The 20,506-nt window shown below is 71.4% G+C and carries 17 protein-coding genes; all 17 read right to left on the reverse strand.

Annotation, left to right across the window (positions count from 1 at the left end):
- Positions 1 to 100: 100 nt before the first annotated feature.
- The 17 genes from B3G12_RS06840 to pnuC all read right to left on the reverse strand — a co-directional run bounded on the left by B3G12_RS06840 (position 101) and on the right by pnuC (position 20,399).
- Positions 101 to 1,567, reverse strand: coding sequence for a glutamate synthase subunit beta (locus tag B3G12_RS06840; protein WP_144942636.1), 1,467 nt, complete (start codon positions 1,565 to 1,567; stop codon positions 101 to 103).
- Positions 1,560 to 6,272 (reverse strand): glutamate synthase large subunit, encoded by a 4,713-nt coding sequence (gene gltB, locus B3G12_RS06845; protein ID WP_258924117.1) that lies wholly within the window; start codon positions 6,270 to 6,272, stop codon positions 1,560 to 1,562. The genes B3G12_RS06840 and gltB overlap by 8 nt, the downstream gene beginning before the upstream one ends.
- A gap of 333 nt (positions 6,273 to 6,605) precedes the next feature.
- Positions 6,606 to 7,463 (reverse strand): prolipoprotein diacylglyceryl transferase, encoded by an 858-nt coding sequence (lgt, locus tag B3G12_RS06850; protein WP_055084760.1) that lies wholly within the window; start codon positions 7,461 to 7,463, stop codon positions 6,606 to 6,608.
- A complete protein-coding gene (gene trpA, locus B3G12_RS06855) occupies positions 7,460 to 8,317 on the reverse strand; it encodes a tryptophan synthase subunit alpha (RefSeq protein ID WP_144942634.1) in 858 nt (285 codons plus the stop codon). The genes lgt and trpA overlap by 4 nt, the downstream gene beginning before the upstream one ends.
- Entirely contained in the window at positions 8,314 to 10,491 is a 2,178-nt protein-coding gene (locus B3G12_RS06860; protein ID WP_344203858.1) for a bifunctional phosphoribosylanthranilate isomerase/tryptophan synthase subunit beta, read from the reverse strand. The genes trpA and B3G12_RS06860 overlap by 4 nt, the downstream gene beginning before the upstream one ends.
- Before the next feature lie 117 nt (positions 10,492 to 10,608).
- Positions 10,609 to 10,854 carry an HGxxPAAW family protein gene (locus B3G12_RS06865; RefSeq protein ID WP_055084765.1) on the reverse strand — a complete coding sequence of 82 codons (246 nt, stop codon included), beginning with the start codon at positions 10,852 to 10,854 and terminating at the stop codon, positions 10,609 to 10,611.
- A gap of 127 nt (positions 10,855 to 10,981) precedes the next feature.
- Positions 10,982 to 11,650: a Trp biosynthesis-associated membrane protein gene (locus B3G12_RS06870; RefSeq protein ID WP_055084767.1), complete on the reverse strand. Its 669-nt coding sequence runs from the start codon at positions 11,648 to 11,650 to the stop codon at positions 10,982 to 10,984.
- 32 nt (positions 11,651 to 11,682) lie between these two features.
- A complete protein-coding gene (locus tag B3G12_RS06875; RefSeq protein ID WP_144942632.1) occupies positions 11,683 to 13,242 on the reverse strand; it encodes an anthranilate synthase component I in 1,560 nt (519 codons plus the stop codon).
- The gene (hisI, locus tag B3G12_RS06880) at positions 13,243 to 13,623 is read right to left on the reverse strand and encodes a phosphoribosyl-AMP cyclohydrolase (protein WP_144942631.1); all 381 of its coding nucleotides are present in this window, start codon (positions 13,621 to 13,623) and stop codon (positions 13,243 to 13,245) included.
- Positions 13,623 to 14,387, reverse strand: coding sequence for an imidazole glycerol phosphate synthase subunit HisF (gene hisF, locus B3G12_RS06885; protein WP_144942716.1), 765 nt, complete (start codon positions 14,385 to 14,387; stop codon positions 13,623 to 13,625). The genes hisI and hisF overlap by 1 nt, the downstream gene beginning before the upstream one ends.
- A gap of 51 nt (positions 14,388 to 14,438) precedes the next feature.
- Entirely contained in the window at positions 14,439 to 15,284 is an 846-nt protein-coding gene (gene hisG / locus B3G12_RS06890) for an ATP phosphoribosyltransferase (RefSeq protein WP_144942630.1), read from the reverse strand.
- A 106-nt stretch (positions 15,285 to 15,390) separates the two neighbouring features.
- Positions 15,391 to 15,654: a phosphoribosyl-ATP diphosphatase gene (locus tag B3G12_RS06895; RefSeq protein WP_145009215.1), complete on the reverse strand. Its 264-nt coding sequence runs from the start codon at positions 15,652 to 15,654 to the stop codon at positions 15,391 to 15,393.
- A gap of 49 nt (positions 15,655 to 15,703) precedes the next feature.
- Positions 15,704 to 16,183, reverse strand: coding sequence for a 6,7-dimethyl-8-ribityllumazine synthase (gene ribH, locus B3G12_RS06900; protein WP_290499781.1), 480 nt, complete (start codon positions 16,181 to 16,183; stop codon positions 15,704 to 15,706).
- Positions 16,180 to 16,992 carry a GTP cyclohydrolase II gene (locus tag B3G12_RS06905; RefSeq protein ID WP_290499782.1) on the reverse strand — a complete coding sequence of 271 codons (813 nt, stop codon included), beginning with the start codon at positions 16,990 to 16,992 and terminating at the stop codon, positions 16,180 to 16,182. Before B3G12_RS06905 ends, ribH begins: the two co-directional genes overlap by 4 nt.
- A complete protein-coding gene (gene ribB, locus B3G12_RS06910; RefSeq protein WP_290499783.1) occupies positions 16,989 to 18,284 on the reverse strand; it encodes a 3,4-dihydroxy-2-butanone-4-phosphate synthase in 1,296 nt (431 codons plus the stop codon). The genes B3G12_RS06905 and ribB overlap by 4 nt, the downstream gene beginning before the upstream one ends.
- Before the next feature lie 28 nt (positions 18,285 to 18,312).
- Positions 18,313 to 19,695: a bifunctional diaminohydroxyphosphoribosylaminopyrimidine deaminase/5-amino-6-(5-phosphoribosylamino)uracil reductase RibD gene (gene ribD, locus B3G12_RS06915; RefSeq protein WP_290499784.1), complete on the reverse strand. Its 1,383-nt coding sequence runs from the start codon at positions 19,693 to 19,695 to the stop codon at positions 18,313 to 18,315.
- On the reverse strand, positions 19,692 to 20,399 hold the full coding sequence (pnuC, locus tag B3G12_RS06920) for a nicotinamide riboside transporter PnuC (protein WP_145009219.1): 708 nt from the start codon (positions 20,397 to 20,399) through the stop codon (positions 19,692 to 19,694). Before pnuC ends, ribD begins: the two co-directional genes overlap by 4 nt.
- Positions 20,400 to 20,506 lie beyond the last annotated feature (107 nt).

The following is a 20,506-nucleotide window of genomic DNA, read 5'->3' on the forward strand; positions in this document are numbered from 1 at the left end:
AAGGGTACGACCTCATTCACGGGCCCGTGCACCGTGCGTCACTTCCCCCCCCGGGCGCGCAGCCACTCAGCCGGGCTGCCCGCACACGAGGGCCGGCGTCTCACACGCTGAGGTCGATGGCGCGCTCCGAGGGCTCCACGGGCTCCGGCAGCCGGGTCTGGCCGGTCAGGTGGCGCTCCACGTGGGCTGCGCACGCGCGGCCCTCCGCAATGGCCCACACCACGAGGGACTGCCCCCGCCCGGCGTCACCGCACGAGAACACCCCGTCCACCGCGGTCATGTAGGTCTCGTCCCGGTCCACGTTGCTGCGCCGGTCCAGGGCCACGGGCAGCTGCTCGGTGAGCTCGTCCGACTCGTTGCCGGTGAAGCCCAGCGCAAGGAACACGAGGTCCGCCGGCAGCACCTTCTCCGTGCCGGGCGCGGGCACGCGGGAACCGTCCTCGCGGTACTGGGTCTCGGCGACCTTCAGGCCGGTGAGCCTGCCCTGCTCGTCGCCCACGAACTCGACGGTCGAGGCCAGGTACGTGCGCTCACCGCCCTCCTCGTGGGACGTGGAGACCTCGAAGACGCGCGGCATCATGGGCCAGGGCTCCTCGTCCGCCCGGTCCACCGGGGGCTTGCGCCCGATCGCAAGCGACGTCACGGACGCCGCACCCTGGCGCAGGGCCGTACCGATGCAGTCGGAACCCGTGTCTCCGCCGCCCAGGACGATCACGTTCTTGCCCCTCGCATCGATCAGGTCCGGGACCTCCCGGCCCGCCACGTGCTTGTTCGAGCGCACGAGGTAGTCCATGGCGAAGTGCACGCCGTCCAGCTCGCGGCCGGGGATCTCGAGGTCGCGGGGCCGCGTGGCACCGGTGGCGACGATCACGGCGTCGTAGCGACGGCGCAGCACGTCCCACGTGATGTCCCTGCCGATCTCCACGCCGGCGCGGAACTTGGTGCCCTCCTGGCGCATGATCTCCAGGCGGCGCTCCAGGACCGACTTCTCGAGCTTGAAGTCCGGGATGCCGTAGCGCAGCAGACCTCCGATGGCGTCGTCGCGCTCGTAGACCGCAACGGTGAACCCGGCCTGGGTGAGCTGCTGCGCGGCGGCGAGGCCTGCCGGCCCGGAGCCCACCACGGCCACCGTCTTGCCCACGAGACGCTGCGGGATGTACGGGGTGATGAGGTCGTCGTCGAACGCCTTCTCGCCGATCGCGTACTCGACCTGTTTGATGGTCACGGCCGGCTGGTTGATGCCCAGCACGCACGAGGACTCGCACGGCGCGGGACACACGCGGCCCGTGAACTCCGGGAAATTGTTTGTCGCGTGCATGCGCTCGGAGGCCTCGGCCCACTGCTCGCGCCACACGAGGTCGTTCCACTCCGGGATCAGGTTGCCCAGCGGACAGCCCTGGTGGCAGAACGGCACGCCGCAGTCCATGCAGCGCCCGGCCTGCTCGTGCATGGTGCCCGCCTCCTGTCGCTGCTGCACCTCTTTCCAGTCCATGAGCCGGACGGGGACCGGCCGCTTGGGGCGGTCCTCACGCGTGCGGACCTTGAGAAAACCACGGGGATCAGCCACGGCTGGTCACCTCCAGAATCTTGTGCCAGGTGCCGTCGCCGTCCGGGTCGTCCCCAGCGGCTTCGGCCTCGTTGCGCAGCGCGAGCACCGCGGAGTAGTCGCGCGGCAGCACCTTGGTGAAGCGCTCCGCGATCGCCCGCGGATCGGCGAGCAGCTCGCGGGCGAACTCCGAGCCGGTCTCCTCCCCGTGGCGCTTGACCAGCGCGGTCAGCAGCTCGCGGTCCTGCGCGTCCAGGTGCTCGAGCTGCAGGTCACCGCTCTCCCGCGCCTGCTTGTTGACGTCCAGCTCGTCCAGGTCCAGGACGTAGGCCACGCCACCGGACATGCCCGCGCCGAAGTTGCGCCCGGTCTCGCCCAGAACAACTGCGACGCCACCGGTCATGTACTCGCAGCCGTGGTCCCCGATGCCCTCGACGACCGCCGTGGCACCGGAGTTGCGGACCAGGAAGCGCTCACCGACCACGCCGTTGAAGAACATCTCGCCGCTCGTCGCGCCGTAGCCGATCACGTTGCCGGCAATCACGTTCTCGTGGGCAACGAACCCGGCGTCCCGCGGCGGGCGGACGACGATCCGCCCGCCGGACAGGCCCTTGCCCGTGTAGTCATTCGCGTCGCCCTCCAACCGGAGCGTGATCCCGCGCGGGATGAACGCCCCGAGGGACTGCCCGGCCTCACCGGTCAGGGTCACATCGATCGTGTCGTCCGGCAGCTCCTGCAGGCCGAGCGCATTCGTGACCGTGTAACCGAGCATGGTGCCCACCGCACGGTCCGTGTTGATGACCCGCTCCTGGATCCGCACGGGCTCCGCGGACTCGATCGCCGGTCCCGCCAGCGGGATGAGCCGGTTGTCGAAGTGCTTGTCGAGTTCGTGGTCCTGGGTGGTCGTGTTGCGCAGCCCGTCCTTGACGCCCTCGGCGCGGAAGGAGTCCAGCACCGGGCTGAGGTCCAGGCCCTTGGCCTTCCAGTGCGCCACGGCCTCCTGGGTGCGCAGCACCTCGGCGTGGCCCACGGCCTCCTCGATGCTGCGGAAGCCGAGCTCCGCGAGCAGCTCACGAACCTCCTGGGCGATGAACTCGAAGAAGTTCACCACGTGCTCGGCCTTGCCGGTGAAGCGCTGGCGCAGCTCCGGGTTCTGGGTGGCCACGCCCACGGGGCACGTGTCCAGGTGGCACTTGCGCATCATGATGCAGCCCTCCACCACGAGCGGCGCGGTGGCGAAGCCGAACTCCTCCGCGCCGAGCAGCGCGGCCACGACGACGTCGCGCCCCGTCTTCAGCTGCCCGTCCGCCTGCACGACCACGCGCTCCCGCAGCCCGTTGAGCCGCAGCGTCTGCTGGGCCTCGGCAAGGCCCAGCTCCCAGGGCATCCCCGCGTGCTTGAGGGAGTTCAGGGGTGCCGCGCCGGTGCCGCCGTCGTGGCCGGAGACCAGCACGACGTCGGCCTTGGCCTTGGTCACGCCCGCCGCGACCGTGCCGATCCCCCGCTCTGAGACGAGCTTGACGTGCACGCGCGCACGGGGGTTCGAACGCTTGAGGTCGTAGATCAGCTGCGCGAGGTCCTCGATCGAGTAGATGTCGTGGTGCGGGGGCGGAGAGATCAGTGACACACCCGGGGTGGAGTGGCGCGTGCGCGCGATCCACGGGTAGACCTTCTGTGCCATCAGCTGACCGCCCTCACCGGGCTTCGCGCCCTGGGCCATCTTGATCTGGAGGTCGTCCGCGGAGGCGAGGTAGAGGCTCGTGACACCGAAGCGCCCGGAGGCCACCTGCTTGACCGCCGAGCGGCGCTCGGGGTCCACGAGCCGTTCGGGGTCCTCACCGCCCTCGCCCGTGTTGGACTTGCCGCCCAGCCGGTTCATGGCGATCGCGAGCGTCTCGTGGGCCTCCATGGAGATGGAGCCGTAGCTCATGGCACCGGTGGAGAACCGCTTGACGATCTCGCTCACGGGCTCGACCTCGTCGATGTCCACGGGCTCGCGCGTGGAGGCGAAGCTCATGAGCCCGCGCAGGGTCGCGATCTCCTTCGCCTGACTGTTCACGCGGGACGTGTAGGACTTGAAGATGTCGTAGCGCCCGGTGCGCGTGGCGTGCTGCAGCCGGAAGACGGTGTGCGGGTCGAAGAGGTGGCGCGGCCCCTCGCGGCGCCAGTCGTACTCGCCGCCGGTTGCCAGGTCACGGTGGGGCTCGGTGACCCCGTCCTCCGGGTAGGCCAGCCGGTGGCGGGACTGGGTCTCTGCGGCGATCACGTCCAGGCCGACGCCCTCGATCTGGGTGCGGGTGCCCGCGAAGTAGTCCTCCACAAGCTCGCTGGAGAGTCCCAGCGCCTCGAAGGTCTGCGCGCCGCAGTAGGACTGCACCGTGGAGATGCCCATCTTGGACATGATCTTCTGCACGCCCTTGCCCAGGGCCTTGAGGAGATTGGCCACGGCCTGCTCCTCGGTGACGCCCTTGACCTGACCGCGCCGCACGAGCTCCTCGGCGGACTCCATGGCCAGGTAGGGGTTCACCGCAGAGGCCCCGTAGCCGAGCAGCAGGGCCACGTGGTGGACCTCGCGGACGTCGCCGGACTCCACGATCAGCGCGACCTTCGTGCGGGTCGCCGAGCGCAGCAGGTGGTGGTGCACGGCGGAGGTCAGCAGCAGGGACGGGATCGGGGCCCAGACGGCGTTGGAGTCACGGTCGGAGATGATCACGAACTGAACGCCGCGGTTGACCGCCGCGGAGACCTTCTCGCAGATCTCAGCGATCCGGCTCCGCAGGGACTCCGCCCCGTCCATGGGCCGGTAGAGCCCCCGCACGCGCAGGCTCAGCGGCACGCCGTCCTCGTCGTCCAGGTGCACGAACTGGTCCAGCTGGTCGTTGTCGATCACCGGGAAGGTCAGGTGGATCTGACGGGTCCGCGTCTGCTGCGTGGAGAGCATGTTGGCCATGGGCCCCACGGACCCGGCCATGGAGGTGACCAGCTCCTCGCGGATGGCGTCCAGCGGCGGGTTGGTGACCTGCGCGAAGGACTGCACGAAGTAGTCGTAGAGCAGCCGGGAGCGGTTGGAGAGCACGGCCACGGGGGTGTCGGTGCCCATGGCGTAGATCGGCTCGGCCCCGGCCAGCGCCATGGGGCCGATGATCATCTTCAGCTCCTCCTCCGTGTAGCCGAAGGTCTTCTGGCGCAGCCGCACCGAGTGCGCCGGGTGGGTCATGTGCTCGCGCTCGGGCAGCTCGGCGATCGGCAGCACGGACTCGCGGACCCAGTCCTGCCAGGGCTTCGCGGCAGCGAGCTCGGCCTTGATCTCGCTGTCCTCGATGATCCGGCCCTCGTCCGTGTCCACGAGGAACATCGTTCCCGGCGAGACGCGGCCCTTCCGCACGATCCGGCGGTCCCCCACGTCCACCACGCCCACCTCGGACGCGAAGATCACCAGACCGTCCTCGGTCTGCCAGAACCGCCCGGGGCGCAGCCCGTTGCGGTCCAGCACGGAGCCCACGCGCACGCCGTCCGTGAAGGACACGCACGCCGGGCCGTCCCACGGCTCCATGAGCGTGGAGTGGTACTGGTAGAACGCCTTGAGCTGCGGGTCCATGGTGTCGTGGTTCTGCCACGCCTCCGGGATGAGCATCAGCATGGTCTCGGTCACGGGACGGCCCGAGAGCTGCAGCAGCTCCGCGACCTCGTCCAGTGACTGCGAGTCGGAGGCGCCCTCCGAGCAGATGGGGAACAGGTCCTCGGGCTGGCGGCCCAGCACCGCCCCGGACATCGACGACTGCCGGGCGCGCATCCAGTTTCGGTTTCCCACCACGGTGTTGATCTCGCCGTTGTGGGCCAGCGTGCGCATGGGCTGCGCGAGCGGCCAGGACGGGAACGTGTTGGTGGAGAACCGTGAGTGCACCACAGCCAGCTTGGTCGTGTAGCGCGGGTCCGAGAGGTCCGGGTAGAACGGCTCGAGCTGCGCGGTGGTCAGCATGCCCTTGTAGACGAGGGTGCGCGAGGAGAAGGACGGGAAGTACACGCCGAACTTGTTCTGTGCGCGCTTGCGCACGCGGAACGCCTTCTGGTCCAGCTCCCGCTGCGCGGCCACGGGGTCGTACGACGTCGCGTCGCGGGCGAACAGGGATGCGGCGCGCTCGTTGTGGCTGCGGTCCGAGACGAAGAGCTGCACGAACGTGGGCATCACGGCGCGCGCGGAGGCGCCGATGGCGTCGTCGACGATGGGGACGTCGCGCCAGCCGAGCACCGTGAGCTGCTCCATGCGCGCGAGCTCCTCGAGGGAGCGCTTGAGGTCCTCCAGGTGCTTGCCCCCGGCAGGCATGAAGGCTGTGCCGACCACGTAGGCACCCTGCGGCGGCAGGGGGAAGTCGACCTCCTGGCGCAGGAACTCGTCCGGGATCTGCGTGAGCATCCCGGCGCCGTCGCCCGTGCCCTCGTCACCGCCCACAGCACCGCGGTGCTCGAGGTTGCGCAGGGCCGTCAGGGCGGCGTCGACGATCTCGTGCGAGGCCACGCCGTCGAGGGTCGCGACCACAGCGAGGCCGCACGCGTCCTTCTCGTCCTCGCGGTGGTACAGGCCGCTGTCCTGGGGGACGGCGGAGAAGCGCTCGAACGGGGAGACGACCGGCGCGCCGCCGTCCGTGGGCTCTGTGGGCACGTCACGGGACTCGTCCGTGACAGGTGCGCTCTCGGGTCCCGTGGTCCGGGTGTGCTGGCTGCTCATGTGGGAGCTCCTCACCGAGGGGTGGGCAGGTCTGGTGCGTCGACAAAGCCCGGGGAACACTCGGTGGGTGTGCAGCGGACGTCGTGAGATCCGTGTGACGCGCGGTGTCCGCCCCATTGCGGAAGGAGACGGCTCTGCGACGAGCCGAGGATCGTGCCGGGGAACCATGCGGGTGAGCGGTTCCGGCGGGCGCGTGGGTAATTTACCACGTTAACCGGGTCACTCTGTGCGCCCGCGGGCCGCCCCCGGCCACGGCAGGAAGACCCCGGGCCGGGTCCCGGGGTCTTCCTCGGCGCGTGCTGCCAAGCGGTGGTGCGCCGTCGGCGCCTTGTCTCAGGCGGCCGCCCCGACGGCGGGGACTTCCCGCTCCCGCCGTGTGTGACGTCCCGCGACCACGAAGATCGCGATCCCAGCCAGCACGATGAGCAGCGAGGTCCACACGTGCACGCGCACCCCCGCGACCATCAGTGCGGGGTCCACTCGCAGGAACAGCTCGATCATGAGCCGCCCGAAGCCGTAGAAGACCATGTACAGCGCGAACAGCTGACCGTGGCGCAGCTGGAACCGGCGGTCCAGGGCGAGCAGCAGCACCACGCCCAGCAGGTTCCACAGGCTCTCATAGAGAAATGTGGGGTGGAAGAGGGTGTCCGCGGGCAGCCCCGCCGGGAAGTTGGGCGAGGACGGGGAGATCTCCAGGCCCCACGGCAGGGTGGTGGGCCTGCCGAAGAGCTCCTGGTTGAACCAGTTCCCCCAGCGGCCAACGGCCTGGGCCAGCAGCAGGGCCGGGGCCACGCAGTCAGCGAAGACGGACAGGGACAGCCCGTTGCGGCGGGAGACGAACCACGCCGCGCCCGCCCCGAAGAGCACCGCGCCCATGATGCCGAGGCCGCCCTCCCAGATCCGGAACACCGCGAGCGGGTCCGCCCCGACGCCGAAGTACCCCGCGGGGTCGGTGATCAGCACGTGGTAGGCCCGCGCGCCCACAATCCCGGCGACGACCGCCCAGAAGATGATGTCCCACAGCACGTCCGGGTCCTGGCCCCGCGCACGCCAGCGGCGGGACGTCAGCCAGATGGCCAGGGCGATGCCCAGCAAGATGCACAGTGCGTAGAAGTGCAGGGTGAAGAGGCCCAGGTGGATGCTGCTGACGCTCGGGGACGGGATGGACGCGGGGACCACGAGCGCGGTCACTCGCGTCCAGCCAGGTGCGCGGCCAGGCGGCCGACGGCGTCGGGCCCGCCCTCGCCCAGGGCGCGAACGAGGGCCGTGCCCACGATCACGCCGTCCGCGTAGGCCCCGATCTCCAGCACGTGCTCCCGGGAGGAGACTCCCAGGCCCACGCACACGCGCTCGGCACCAGCCTCGCGCGCCCGCCGCACGACGTCCTCGGCGGCGGAGGAGACCTGGTCGCGGGTGCCCGTGACGCCCATGACCGAGACGGCGTACACGAAGCCCGATGCCGCGCCGACCGTCATGTTCATGCGCTCGCGCGTGGTGGAGGGCGCCACCAGGAAGATCCGGTCCAGGCCGTGCGCCTCGGATGCGGCAAACCACTCGGAGGCCTCGTCCGGGATGAGGTCCGGGGTGATGATCCCCGCTCCCCCGGCCTCCGCCAGCCGGCGGGCGAACTCGTCCACGCCGGTCTGCAGCACGGGGTTCCAGTAGGTCATCACCACGGGCACGGCGTCCGTCTGCTCGGCGACGGCACGCACCACGGTGAACACGTCTGCCACACGGAAGCCGTTGGCCAGCGCCTTCGTGGTGGCGGCCTGGATCACGGGACCGTCCATCACCGGGTCCGAGTACGGGATGCCGATCTCGATGATGTCTGCGCCGTTCTGCCCGAGCGCGACGGCGGCCGCGACCGACTCCTCGACGGTCGGGAAGCCGGCCGGCAGGTAGCCCACGAGGGCGGGCCGCCCCTGCGCACGGCAGTCCTCGATGCGGCGCGAGAGTGCGGAGTCACCGTTGCGGGAGAGCCCGGCGGGGACGATGCGCTCGGTCAGCGTGGCGGGCGTGGTGGCGTTCGTTCCGGTGGTGCTCACAGTTGTTCGCCTTTCTGGGCCACGCGTTCCTCGTGGCTGTCCTGCGGGAGCATGTCGAACCACTCGGCGGCGGCGGCGACGTCCTTGTCGCCGCGCCCGGAGAGAGAGACCATGATGATCTTCTGGGCGGCGACCTCCGGACCGAGCTCGCGCACCCAGTTCGCGGCGACCTCGCGGGCCCCCGCCAGCGCGTGGGAGGACTCGATCGCGGGGATGATCCCCTCGGTGCGGCACAGCAGCTGGAAGGCGTCCATGGCCTGGGCGTCCGTGACGGCCTCGTACTTCACCCGCCCAATCGAGTGCAGATAGGAGTGCTCCGGGCCCACAGCGGGGTAGTCCAAGCCGGCGGAGATCGAGTGGGACTCCACCGTCTGCCCGTCCGTGTCCTGCATCAGGAACGTCCTGGAGCCGTGCATCACGCCCGGACGCCCGAGCGTGATGGTCGCCGCGTGGCGGCCGGTCTCCACGCCGTCGCCGCCTGCCTCGTTGCCGTAGAGCTCCACCGAGGCGTCATCCAGGAAACCGTGGAAGATGCCGATGGCGTTGGAGCCACCGCCCACGCACGCCGTCACGGCGTCCGGCAGGCGCCCGGCCTTCTCGAGGATCTGGGCGCGCGCCTCCTCGCCGATCTGCTCGTGGAAGTAGCGGACCATCGCCGGGAACGGGTGCGGGCCGGCCGCTGTGCCAAGCAGGTAGTGGGTGGTGTCCACGGAGGCCACCCAGTCCCGCAGCGCCTCGTTGATCGCGTCCTTCAAGGTGCGCGAGCCGTTGGTCACGGCCACCACCTCGGCGCCGAGCAGCCGCATCCGCGCGACGTTCAGCGCCTGGCGGCGGGTGTCCTCCTCGCCCATGTAGACGCAGCACTTCATGCCGAACAGCGCGGCGGCGGTGGCGGTGGCCACGCCGTGCTGGCCCGCGCCCGTCTCCGCGATCAGGCGCGTCTTGCCCATGCGACGGGCGAGCAGCGCCTGGCCGAGCACGTTGTTGATCTTGTGGGAGCCCGTGTGGTTGAGGTCCTCGCGCTTGAGAAACACTCGCACACCGAGCTCGGCGCCGAAGCGTTCGGCCTCGGTGAGCATGGAGGGCCGGCCCGCGTAGTCGCGGGAGAGCCGCGCGAACTCCTCGAGGAACTCCTCGTCCGTGCGGGCCTTGTCGAAGGTCTCGGTGAGCTCGTCCAGTGCGGCCACGAGGGACTCGGGCATCCAGCGCCCGCCGAAGTCCCCGAAGTACGGCCCCGGGGCCTCGCGCAGCGACGACGCCGTGCCCTGGGCGGTCTCCCCCGCCACCTGGGCGGCGGCGAACGCGGCCTGAGCGGCCGGCGGGGTGGCGCCATCCAGGTGCTCGGCCCGCGCGAGGGCGCCGACCTCACGGAAGCGGGAGATGCTCTGTGCGGGATCGTCGGAGGTCACGAGGACCTCCCCGGCGAGGACGGCGTTCGCACCGTGACCGGCGTAGAGCCGAATCTGCTCCTCGCCCAGCACACCGGACTCCGCCACGACCACGACGTCCTGCGGCATGGCTCCGGCGAGCCGGCCGAAGGTGTGGACATCCACCTCCAGGGTCTTGAGGTTGCGCGTGTTCACGCCGATGATCCGCGCGCCGGCGGCCACCGCTCGCTCGACCTCCTCCGCCGTGTGCGTCTCCACGAGGGCGTGCATGCCGAGCTCGTGGGTGAGCTCGAGCAGGTGGCGCAGTGCGGCGTCGTCGAGCGCGGCGACGATGAGCAGAACGAGGTCCGCTCCGTGCGCGCGGGCCTCCCACACCTGGTAGTCCTCGACCACGAAGTCCTTGCGAAGCACGGGGATGCCCACCGCGGCGCGGACGGCGTCGAGGTCAGCGAGCGAGCCGCCGAATCGGCGCTGCTCCGTGAGCACGGAGATCGCCGAGGCACCTCCGCGCTCGTAGCTCGCGGCCAGCTCCGCCGGGTCCGTGATCTCGGCGAGCGCCCCCTTGGAGGGGCTCGAGCGCTTGACCTCCGCGATCACCTGCACGCTCGCGGGCTCCGAGCCGCGCAGGGCGGCCTCGGCATCGAGCGCGGGACCGCGCTGGGCCACGGCACGCTGCAGCTCCTCGAGGCTCACCGCGGCCCGGCGGGTCTCGAGGTCCTCACGCACCCCCTCGATGATCTGGTCCAGCACCGTAGCGCTGTGCTGCTGCGTCATGCGTCTCCTCATTCGTCGGTCCGCAGGCCGGTGCCGCAGCACCCGGCGTGCGGAAGACGATGACCAGTTCCGCGGTGCGTGGAACTGGTCATCGTCGATGGTTGTGCGTGCTGGTCCCGGACTCGGGGATCAGTGGGACGCGGTCTTTGAACCGCCCTTGCCGTAGCCCATGGCCTTCAGGACGATCCCCACGATCACGCCCACCACGATCAGGCCGACACCCACCACGGTGACCGGGGTGGAGGCCATCACGAAGCCGGTGCAGCCGACGATGACGCCCACGGTCATCACGGCCACGCAGGCCCACCCGGCCACGGTGTTGCCGTGGCCCACCGCGGCGGTGTGGTCCAGGATGATCTGATCGGTGTTCGACATTCGTGTCCACTCTCCCGTGCCGGTTGAGCCTGTGGCCCATAGTGTGCTGCGCCCGCGTGGTGTGCGGGTCGGATTCTCTGGCTCCATTGTGCCACTATCCGGCGTCTGCCCCGGGCAGCCACGCGACTCAGTCTCCGGTGGGATCCTCGCCGCGGGTCAGGGCGTCCCAGGTGTCGATGTCGTCCGCGTGCTCCGCGGCCTGAGCCTGCCCCACCGTGGTCGGGGTGCCGACGTCGCCCGGCGCGGGGGTGCCCGACGTCGCCGTTGCCGACGCCTCGCCGTTGCCACCCTGGGCCCCCGCGCCCGTGACCGCCGCGCGGTCGTAGCGCTGAGAGGCCTGGCGGCGCACGCGCTGGGCGACCAGGACGAGCCACACCCCGCACAGCCCCAGCAGCACCGCGGCGGCCACTGCGCCCCAGGGCCACCCGGTGAGGGCGTAGTCGCCGCCCTCGTTGATCACGCCGGTGCGCGTGCCCACGGTGGGCTGCGCCGCGGCGCGGGCGTCGGTGGTGACGGCCAGGACCGCCACCACCGCCCCCGCACCCGCCAGTGCCACGACGACACCGACGACGCTGCGCAGCCACCGGCCGCCGAGCACGGACGCCACCGCCGCGACGGCGGCCACGAGGCCCAGGGCGGTCACGGCCGGAGCGGCGTCGGAACCCGTCACATCCACCGTGACCGGCTGCAGGGACGTGGTGACCCCGGCGTGGATCCAGGTCTGTGTGGTGGTGCCGAACAGGGCCAGGGCACACAGCAGCGTGACCAGGACGGCGGGTGCGGTACGGCGCAGCAATCTCAGCTCCTCGCGGGATGCGGTGGGGGTTCTCAGCGCTGCAGGGAGCGCAGGGACTCGGCGATCAGCGCCGCGCGCAGCGGTGCCGTGGCCTTGTTGAGGGACTCGAGGGCTTCCGTCTCCGGATCCGAGTCCGCCACGATACCCCCGCCCGCCTGGACGTACGCCGTGCCCTCGAGAAGCAGCGCGGTGCGGATGGCGATGGCCATGTCCATGTTGCCCGCGAAGTCCATGTACCCGACCACGCCGCCGTACACCGCCCGGCGCAGCGGCTCGTACTCGTCGAGCAGCCGCAGGGCGCGCGGCTTGGGCGCACCCGAGAGGGTCCCGGCAGGGAAGGTTGCGGCGAGCACGTCGTACGCGCTGACGTCCTCGCGCATGCGGGCCACCACGGTGGAGCACAGGTGCATGATGTGGCTGAAGCGCTCGATCTCCATGAACTCGCTGACGTCCACGCTGCCGGGCTCGGCGATCCGCGAGAGGTCGTTGCGCGCGAGGTCCACGAGCATGAGGTGCTCCGCGCGCTCCTTCTGGTCCGCGAGCAGCTCCTGGCCCAGGGCCACGTCCTCGTCCACCGTGGCGCCCCGCGGCCGTGAACCGGCAATGGGGTGGGTCACGGCCTCCCTGCCGGTGACCGTCACGAGCGCCTCGGGCGAGGACCCCACGATCGAGTAGGGCCGCCCGTCCGCGTCCTGGAACGAGTACAGGTACATGTACGGGCTCGGGTTGATCCGCCGCAGCGTGCGGTAGACGTCCAGGGAGCTCGCACCGCACTCGGCCTCGAAGCGGCGGGAGACGACCACCTGGAAGATGTCCCCGTCCACGATCGCCCGCTTGCCGCGCTCGATGGCGGACATGAACAGCTCGCGGTCCCACGACTGACGCACGGCGGACTCCACGTCCCCGGAGTCGAGGTCCTCCCGGTCCGTGACCGAGACGGTGGTGTGCCCGAGCGGGGTGGCCAGCCGGTCCACCATGGAGCGCAGCCGGCGGACGGCGTCGTGGTAGGCGGCGTCGGCGTTCTCGTCGGTGCCGTTGACGTTCACGGCGTTGGCGACGAGCATCACGGTGCCGTCCTTGCTGTCGTGCACCGCCATGTCCGAGACGAGGTTCATGGCGAGCTCGGGCATGTGCAGGTCATCCTCGGGCGGGTCCGGCAGCTTCTCCCAGTGCCGCACGGCCTCCCAGCCCACGAAGCCGACCATCCCGCTCGTCAGGGGAGGCACGCCCTCGAAGGGCTCGGTGTGCAGCAGCTCCATGGTGGCACGCAGGGCCTCCATGGGGTCGCCGTCCGTGGGAGCGCCCGCCGGCGCCTCGCCAAGCCAGTGGGCCTGGCCGTCCTTCGACGTCAGCGTGGCCACGGAGCCGGCACCCACGAACGAGTAGCGCGACCACACGCCGCCCTCGGCCGCGGACTCCAGCAGGAACGTGCCGGCTGCGGGGTCACCGTCGCGGGTGACCAGGCACCGGTACAGGCCCACGGGCGTCAGGGCGTCCGCGAGGACGGTGGTGCGCACCGGGATCACACGGCGCGTGCGCGCGTACTCCCGGAACTCCTCGAGGGTGGGTGTGATGGTGCCGAGGTCCCGCATTCAAACCGCCTTTTCCGCGTGGAGGTCCCGCTCGTCGAAACATGTGCGCGCGCCCGTGTGGCACGCCGCGCCGGTCTGGTCGACGCGCACCAGCAGGGCGTCCCCGTCGCAGTCCAGGTGGACGGAGTGCACCGTCTGGACGTGCCCTGAGGTGTCCCCCTTGCGCCAGTACTCCTGGCGGGAGCGGGACCAGAAGGTCACCCGGCCCTCCGTGAGGGTGCGCCGCAGCGCCTCGTCGTCCATCCAGCCCAGCATGAGCACCTCGAGGGTGTCGTACTGCTGCACCACGGCCGCCACGAGCCCCGCCGGGTCCCGTTTGAGCAGCTCGGCGATCCGGGGGTCCAGTGCACCCGTGACGCCGGGTTCCTGCGCCCCGTTCATCAGCGCACCTCGCAGCCGGCCGCCCGCAGGGCGTCCTTGACCTGGGCGATTGCCTCGTGCGGGCCGAAGTGGAAGATCGAGGCCGCCAGCACGGCGTCGGCACCGGCGGCGACGGCGGGCGGGAAGTGCTCGGGCGCCCCGGCGCCCCCGGAGGCAATCAGGGGCACGCCCACACGCTCGCGCACCGCGGAGATCATCTCCAGGTCGAAGCCGTTGCGCGTGCCGTCCGCGTCCATGGAGTTCAGCAGGATCTCCCCCACGCCGCGGTCCTCGGCCTCGCGGGCCCACTCCAGCGCGTCGAGGCCCGTGAGGGTGCGACCGCCGTGCGTGGTGACCTCGAAACCGGACGGGGTGTTGCCCGTGCGCCTGGCGTCCAGGGAGAGCACGAGCACCTGGTTGCCGAAACGGTCCGTGATCTCGTCGATCACCCCCGGGCGCGCGACCGCCGCGGTGTTGATCGAGGCCTTGTCCGCCCCGCAGCGCAGCAGCCGGTCCACGTCCTGGGGCGCGCGGACCCCGCCGCCGACGGTGAGGGGGATGAAGACCTCCTCCGCGGCACGGGAGACGACGTCGAACATCGTGTCCCGCTCGCTCGAGGACGCGGTGACGTCCAGGAACGTCAGTTCGTCCGCCCCGGCCAGGTTGTACCTGGCGGCGAGCTCCACCGGGTCCCCCGCGTCGCGCAGATTCTCGAAGTTCACGCCCTTGACCACGCGCCCGGCGTCCACGTCCAGGCACGGTATGACCCGTACGGCCACTCCCATCACGCCACCGTCCTCACTGTTGCGATCAATGCTTCCTGCCCGCGTGGATGCTCAGATCCGCGCGGCCTGGATGGGTGAGACGAGGATCGCCCGCGCACCCACCTCGTAGAGGGCGTCCATGACGTTGTTCGTGTCGCTCTTGCGGACCATGGCGCGCACGGCCACAGCGCCGTCGCGGCCCAGCGGGGAGATAGTGGGCCCCTCCATGCCGGGGGTGATCTCGGTGGCCGCGGGCAGCAGGTCCTCGCTGATGTCGTAGTCCATCATCACGTACTGGCGCGCCACGAGGACGCCCTTCAGACGGCGTCGCAGCACCTGCAGCCCCTCGGGCTCCGGCTCGTCCCCGCGGCGGATGAGCAGGGCCTCCGAGTGCATGACGGGCTCGTCGAAGATCTCGAGGCCTGCGGCGCGCAGCGTGTTGCCGGTCTCCACGACGTCCGCGATGGCGTCCGCGACCCCCAGGCGGATGGAGGACTCCACGGCACCGTCCAGGCGGACCACCTCGGCGTCCACGCCCTTCTCCGCAAGGTAGCGTCCGAGCAGCAGCTGGTAGCTCGTGGCGATCCGCTTGCCCTCCAGCTCTCGCAGGTCCTGGAACTGGCCGCGGGGACCGGCCAAACGGAACGTGGAGCGGGCGAAGTCGAGACCGAGCTCCTCGTGGGCCTCGGCTCCGGAGTCCAGGAGCAGGTCCCGCCCGGTGATACCGAGGTCCAGGGTGCCGCTCCCCACGTAGATCGCGATGTCACGGGGGCGCAGGTAGAAGAACTCCACGTGGTTCTCGTTGTCCACGAGCACGAGTTCACGGCTGCTGCGCCGCTGCCGGTACCCGGCCTCGGTGAGCATGGTGATGGCGGCTTCCGACAGCGCACCCTTGTTGGGCACGGCTACTCGCAGCATGGTGTTCCTTTCCGCGACGCGGACTCTGTGATGAGAACTCGGTGACGTGGTCTCCGTGGGGAGGCCTTGGTGACGTGGTGGGGGCTTCGCGCGGGCGGCGCGCGGCTCACAGGTGCTTGTAGACGTCCTCGAGGCTCATGCCCTTGGCGATCATCATGACCTGCAGGTGGTAGAGCAGCTGGGAGATCTCCTCCGCGGCCTCGGCCTCGGTCTCGTACTCGCACGCCATCCAGACCTCGGCAGCCTCCTCGACGACCTTCTTGCCGATGCCGTGGATTCCCGAGTCCAGCTCCGTGACGGTCTTGGAGCCCTCCGGGCGCCGCGCGGCCTTGTCGCTGAGTTCGGTGAAGAGGTCTTCGAAGGTTTTCACCGTTCCAGGGTAATGGGTGCGCACGCCTCCCCCGAACCGCCGGCCGCGCTCACACGCCCAGTCCCTGCAGGGTCAGGGCGGTGCTCACGGCGGCGTGGGCGGCCTCGTAGCCCTTGTCCTCGGTGGAGCCCTCCAGCCCGGCGCGGTCCAGGCCCTGCTGCTCGGTGTCGCACGTGAGCACGCCGAAACCCACCGGTGTGCCCGTGGCCACGCTGACGTCCGTCAGCCCCGTGGTCGCCGCGCTGCACACGTAGTCGAAGTGCGGTGTGCCGCCGCGCACGACGACGCCCAGGGCCACGACGGCGTCCGCGGACTCCGCGAGCCGGCGCGCCGCCACGGGCAGCTCGAAGCTTCCGGGGACGCGCACCTCGAGGACCTTCCCCGTGTGCGCCTCCTCCAGGGCACGGCGGGCCCCGGCCACCAGCCCGTCCATGATGGTGGTGTGCCAGCTCGCCGCCACGACGGCAATCGTCAGCTGCGAGGCGTCGAGGTCCGAGGCCTGGATGGTGGGGGCGCCGTGTCCGCTCATGAGTTCTCTCCTGGGATGAGGTGGGTCAGGTGGTGGTGCATGCGATCGCGCTTGGTGCGCAGGTAGTCGATGTTCTCGTGCCGGGCGTGGACCTCGTGGGGCACCATCTGCGTGACCGTGATCCCCAGGGCCTCCAGCTTGGCGACCTTGTCCGGGTTGTTGGACAGAAGCCGGATCTCGGTGAGTCCCATGGCCGTGAGGATCCGCCCGGCAGCGGTGTAGTCGCGGGCCTCCGCTGGCAGCCCCAGCAGGGTGTTGGCGTCCACGGTGTCCGCGCCGCCGTCCTGGAGCTTGTAGGCCCGCAGCTTGTTGATCAGCCCGATGCCCCGGCCCTCGTGGTTGCGCAGGTAGAGGACCGCCCCGCCGTGACGGGCCACCCGCTCCATGGCCAGGTGCAGCTGGGGACCGCAGTCGCAGCGCCACGAGCCGAGGACGTCCCCGGTGAGGCACTCCGAGTGCAGCCGCACGAGGGGTGGCAGGTGCGCCTCCTCCGGGGGCGGCGGTGCCGTGAGCGAGAGGTGCTCGGCCGCGGGAACGCCGGAGGGCACGGGCACGCGCCACCCGATGGTCGAGAACGTGCCGTGCTCGGTGGGCACGACCACGGGCTCGCTGTGCTCGAGCTCCCCCACGGAGGACGCCGCCGCGGTGTCCGTCCCGGGGCCCGCCCGGTCCTCCGGGGCCGCGGTGCTCGCCGCTGGACCTGTGCCGTACCCGTGCACCGGTACGGCGTCGACGGCGTTCGTGCCGCGCTCGGGGCCGACGTCGTCGGCCCCGGTTGACGTGCCGTCGCCTCGTTCGCGTGCGCTCATGCGGGCAGCCCTCCCTTCCGCTGCCCGGTGGGAGCGTCCGGCGTGGCCGCGGCCGTGCCGTCCAGGTGCTCCACCAGGTCTGCGATGCTGATCATCACCAGACCGTGCTGGTCCGCGAAACGGCGCAGGGCGGGCGCGCGCAGGGGCTGGCCGTCGTCGTCCACAACCTCCGCTATCGCTCCCACCGGTTCGCACCCCGCCAGGCGGGCGAGCTCCACCGCGGCCTCGGTGTGCCCCGCGCGTTCGCGGACTCCCCCGGCCGCGGCGCGCAGCGGCAGGATGTGGCCAGGTCGGGTCAGGTCCGCGGCGGACGTGGTGGGCAGGGCGAGCAAACGGGCGGTCAGGGCGCGGTCGCGGGCGCTGATGCCGGTGCTCACGCCCACCCGGGCGTCGCACGTGAGGGTGTAGGCGGTGCCCTTCGCGTCCTCGTTGTGGGAGGTCATGGGCGGCAGCCCCAGCCGGTCCGCGGTCTCCTGCGGCATGGGAACGCACACCACCCCGGAACTGTGACGCACGGTGAAGCCCATGAGCGGCTGGGTGGCGTGCTGCGCGGCGAATACCAGGTCCCCCTCGTTCTCGCGGTCCTCGTCGTCCACGACCAGCACCGCGGCGCCGGAGGCGATGGCGGCCACGGCGTCCAGCACCACGCCCCGGTCGGTGGAAGCCGCCTGCGGGGCGGTGAAGACCCCGAGCCGCTCCGCGTACTTGGCCATTACGTCCACCTCCAGGTTCACGCGCGCACCGGGCCCGCGCACACCCAGCGTCGTGGTGCGCAGGGTCTCGGGGATCAGCCCCACCTCGAACCACGCCGCGGCCTCGTCCACCCCGGAGACGGCGGTGACCGTGAGGGACACGCCGTCCACGGCCACAGAGCCCTTGACGGCCACGTAGCGTGCGAGCTCGCGTGGCAGGCCCACGCGCACCGTCTCCCAGCCCGTGTGCGCGGTGCGCTGCAGCACGGTGCCGACACCGTCCACGTGGCCCTGCACCACGTGTCCGTCCAGCCGCTGCCCGACGGCCGTGCAGCGTTCCACGTTGACCGTCTCCCCGCCGCTGAGCTCGCCCAGCGTCGTCAGGCGCAGTGTCTCCCCCATGACGTCCGCGGTGAAGTCCCCCGGCACGGACGCCGGGGCGGGCACTGCTGTGAGGCACACGCCGTTGACGGCCAGGGACCCGCCCTCCGGCAGGTCCGCGACGAGCGCTCCGGCGGACACGTGCAGGCGGGCGGCGTCCTCCGCGAGCCGTTCGACGCGCTCGACGGTGGCCTGGGATTCGACAATTCCGGTGAACAACGGGTCTCCTCAGTGACGGGGGTGCAGGTCAGGCGCCGCGCGGCGCGCACGGGTGGGCGTACGGTTGCTGAGCAACGGCGGATGCTGGGCGGGGCGGGGCGGCACAGTGCTGTGCCGCACCGGGCAAGTCCGCGTGGGATGGGCCAGGGTCGTGAGGCGCCGGATCAGGCGTGGTCAAATCCTGCGGCGCCGGGGTGCCGGTCACCGTCCTGTCGAACGTCGCTGCGTGCAGGCCTCGGTACTGGGACACCGTCTCCCGGGGTGCGGGCCGCAGGTGCCAGCGGACATCCTCGCCGAGCCCCGCCACGGGGCGCTCCCCCTCTGGAAGCCCCACCGGATCGCTCCGCCAGCGCGAGGCGTCCGTGAGCGTGCCGATCCCGAGCGGGGCCACGGATGCGGAGCCCTCCCCCAGCAGCAGGGGCGCCTGGTAGAGCCACAGCTCGTCCACGAGGTCCGCGGCGAGGAACGCTGCGCTCACGGTGGGCCCGCCCTCCACGAGCACGTGGGCGGCGCTGAGCTCGCGAAGAGTCTGCAGCGCCTCGGCGGGGTCGTGGGTCGGCAGGTGGGCGAACCTCCCGTCGTCACCGGAGGCCCCGGGCCGGGCTGCGCTCTGCCCCGCCGCGACGCCGCGACGTACGCGCGCCTGCTCCGGTACCGGCCCCGTGGACATCACTGCGCGCAACGGCTGACTCTCGACCGGAGTCCCGTGGGCGTCCCGGGCCGTGAGGGACGGGTCGTCCGCACGCAGCGTGCCACCGCCCACCAGGATCGCGTCCGCCCGCGCGCGCAGGGCGTGGCCCTCGGCGCGGGCGGGGGCGCCGGTGATCCACTGGCTCGTGCCGTCCGCGGCAGCCGCCCTGCCGTCGAGGCTCTGGGCGAGCTTGAGGGTCACGAACGGCCGACGACGCCGCTGCGCCAGGAACCAGCGGTCGTTGAGGTCACGCGCCGGGTCCGCGAGCAGCCCGTGGCGCACGTCCACCCCGTGCGCCGCGAGGTGGGCCCCGCCGCCGCGTGCGGTGTCCGTGGCGTCCGGCACCGCGAAGACCACCCGGGGAATCCCGGCCGCAAGGATCGCGGCGGAGCACGGGCCCGTGCGCCCGGTGTGGTGGCACGGTTCCAGGGTGACCAGCAGAGTGGTGTCGCCCAGCGGCGTCCCCGCTGCGCGGGCCTGCCGCAGCACGTCCACCTCGGCGTGGTCCGTGCCTGCGCCGCGGTGGTGGCCCACGTGCAGCGGGGTTCCGGCGGCGTCGATGAGGGCCGCACCAACCACGGGGTTCGCGCCGCGCACGCCCCGCTGCGCCGCGGCGAGGGCCGCCCGCATGGCAGCTTCCTCCGCGGGGGTGAAGGCCTCGCCGACCACCGCTCGGTGACCGTCGTGGGGACGCGGCCGCGCGGCGTCGTCGGGCGTCACCGCTCCTCCTCGCCCACGGAGAGGTGGAGGTCCGGGAAGCCCGTCCCGATAGTGGCGCTCCTGCGCTGCTTCGTGTTCACCCGCCACCACACGAAGAATCCCGCAAGGGTGAATGCGCCGTAGAAGATGTACATGAGCCCGGAGGCGTAGTAGCCCGCGGAGAAGAGCAGCGGGACGCCCACGAGGTCCACCGCGACCCAGAACAGCCAGAACTCAACCCACCCCTTGGCCATGCCGAGGGTGGCCAGCAGGGAGCCCATGAAGATCCACGCGTCCGCCCACACCGGCTCGTAGGAGCCCAGCATGCGGAACACGGGCGTCAGCACCGCGGTGCCTGCCACCAGCGCGACGACCAGGAGGACGCGCTGCCGCAGACCCGCCCACTGCGGCGAGACGGCCTCCTGCTCCGCGCCCCGCGACCGGCGCCACTGCACCCAGCCGTAGACCGAGACGGCGATGAACATGACCTGGCGCCCCGCCTGGCCCAGCAGGTTTACGGGATTGGGGGTGTCGAACACGGCGCCCAGGAAGACGGTCAGGAGGATCGCGTTGCCCACGATGCCCACGGGCCACGCCCAGACCTTCCGGCGCATCCCGCCCAGGGCGGAGAGCAGGCCGAACACGTTGCCGAGCACCTCGCGCCACAGGATGAACCCGTCACCCACGCGGATCTGTGCATCGAACAACCACCGCAGGACATCCATGGAGTCTCCTCTCACCCGCCACGACCAGTGGTTCCGGGGAGAAGGACGCACGCCGACCGGTCAGGGTCGTGCGGCGGAAGGCGTCACGACGGGACCGGGTGCTCCCC

The organism is Kocuria sp. UBA5001 (assembly GCF_002398425.1).
In the GTDB taxonomy this organism is placed as follows: domain Bacteria; phylum Actinomycetota; class Actinomycetes; order Actinomycetales; family Micrococcaceae; genus Kocuria; species Kocuria salsicia.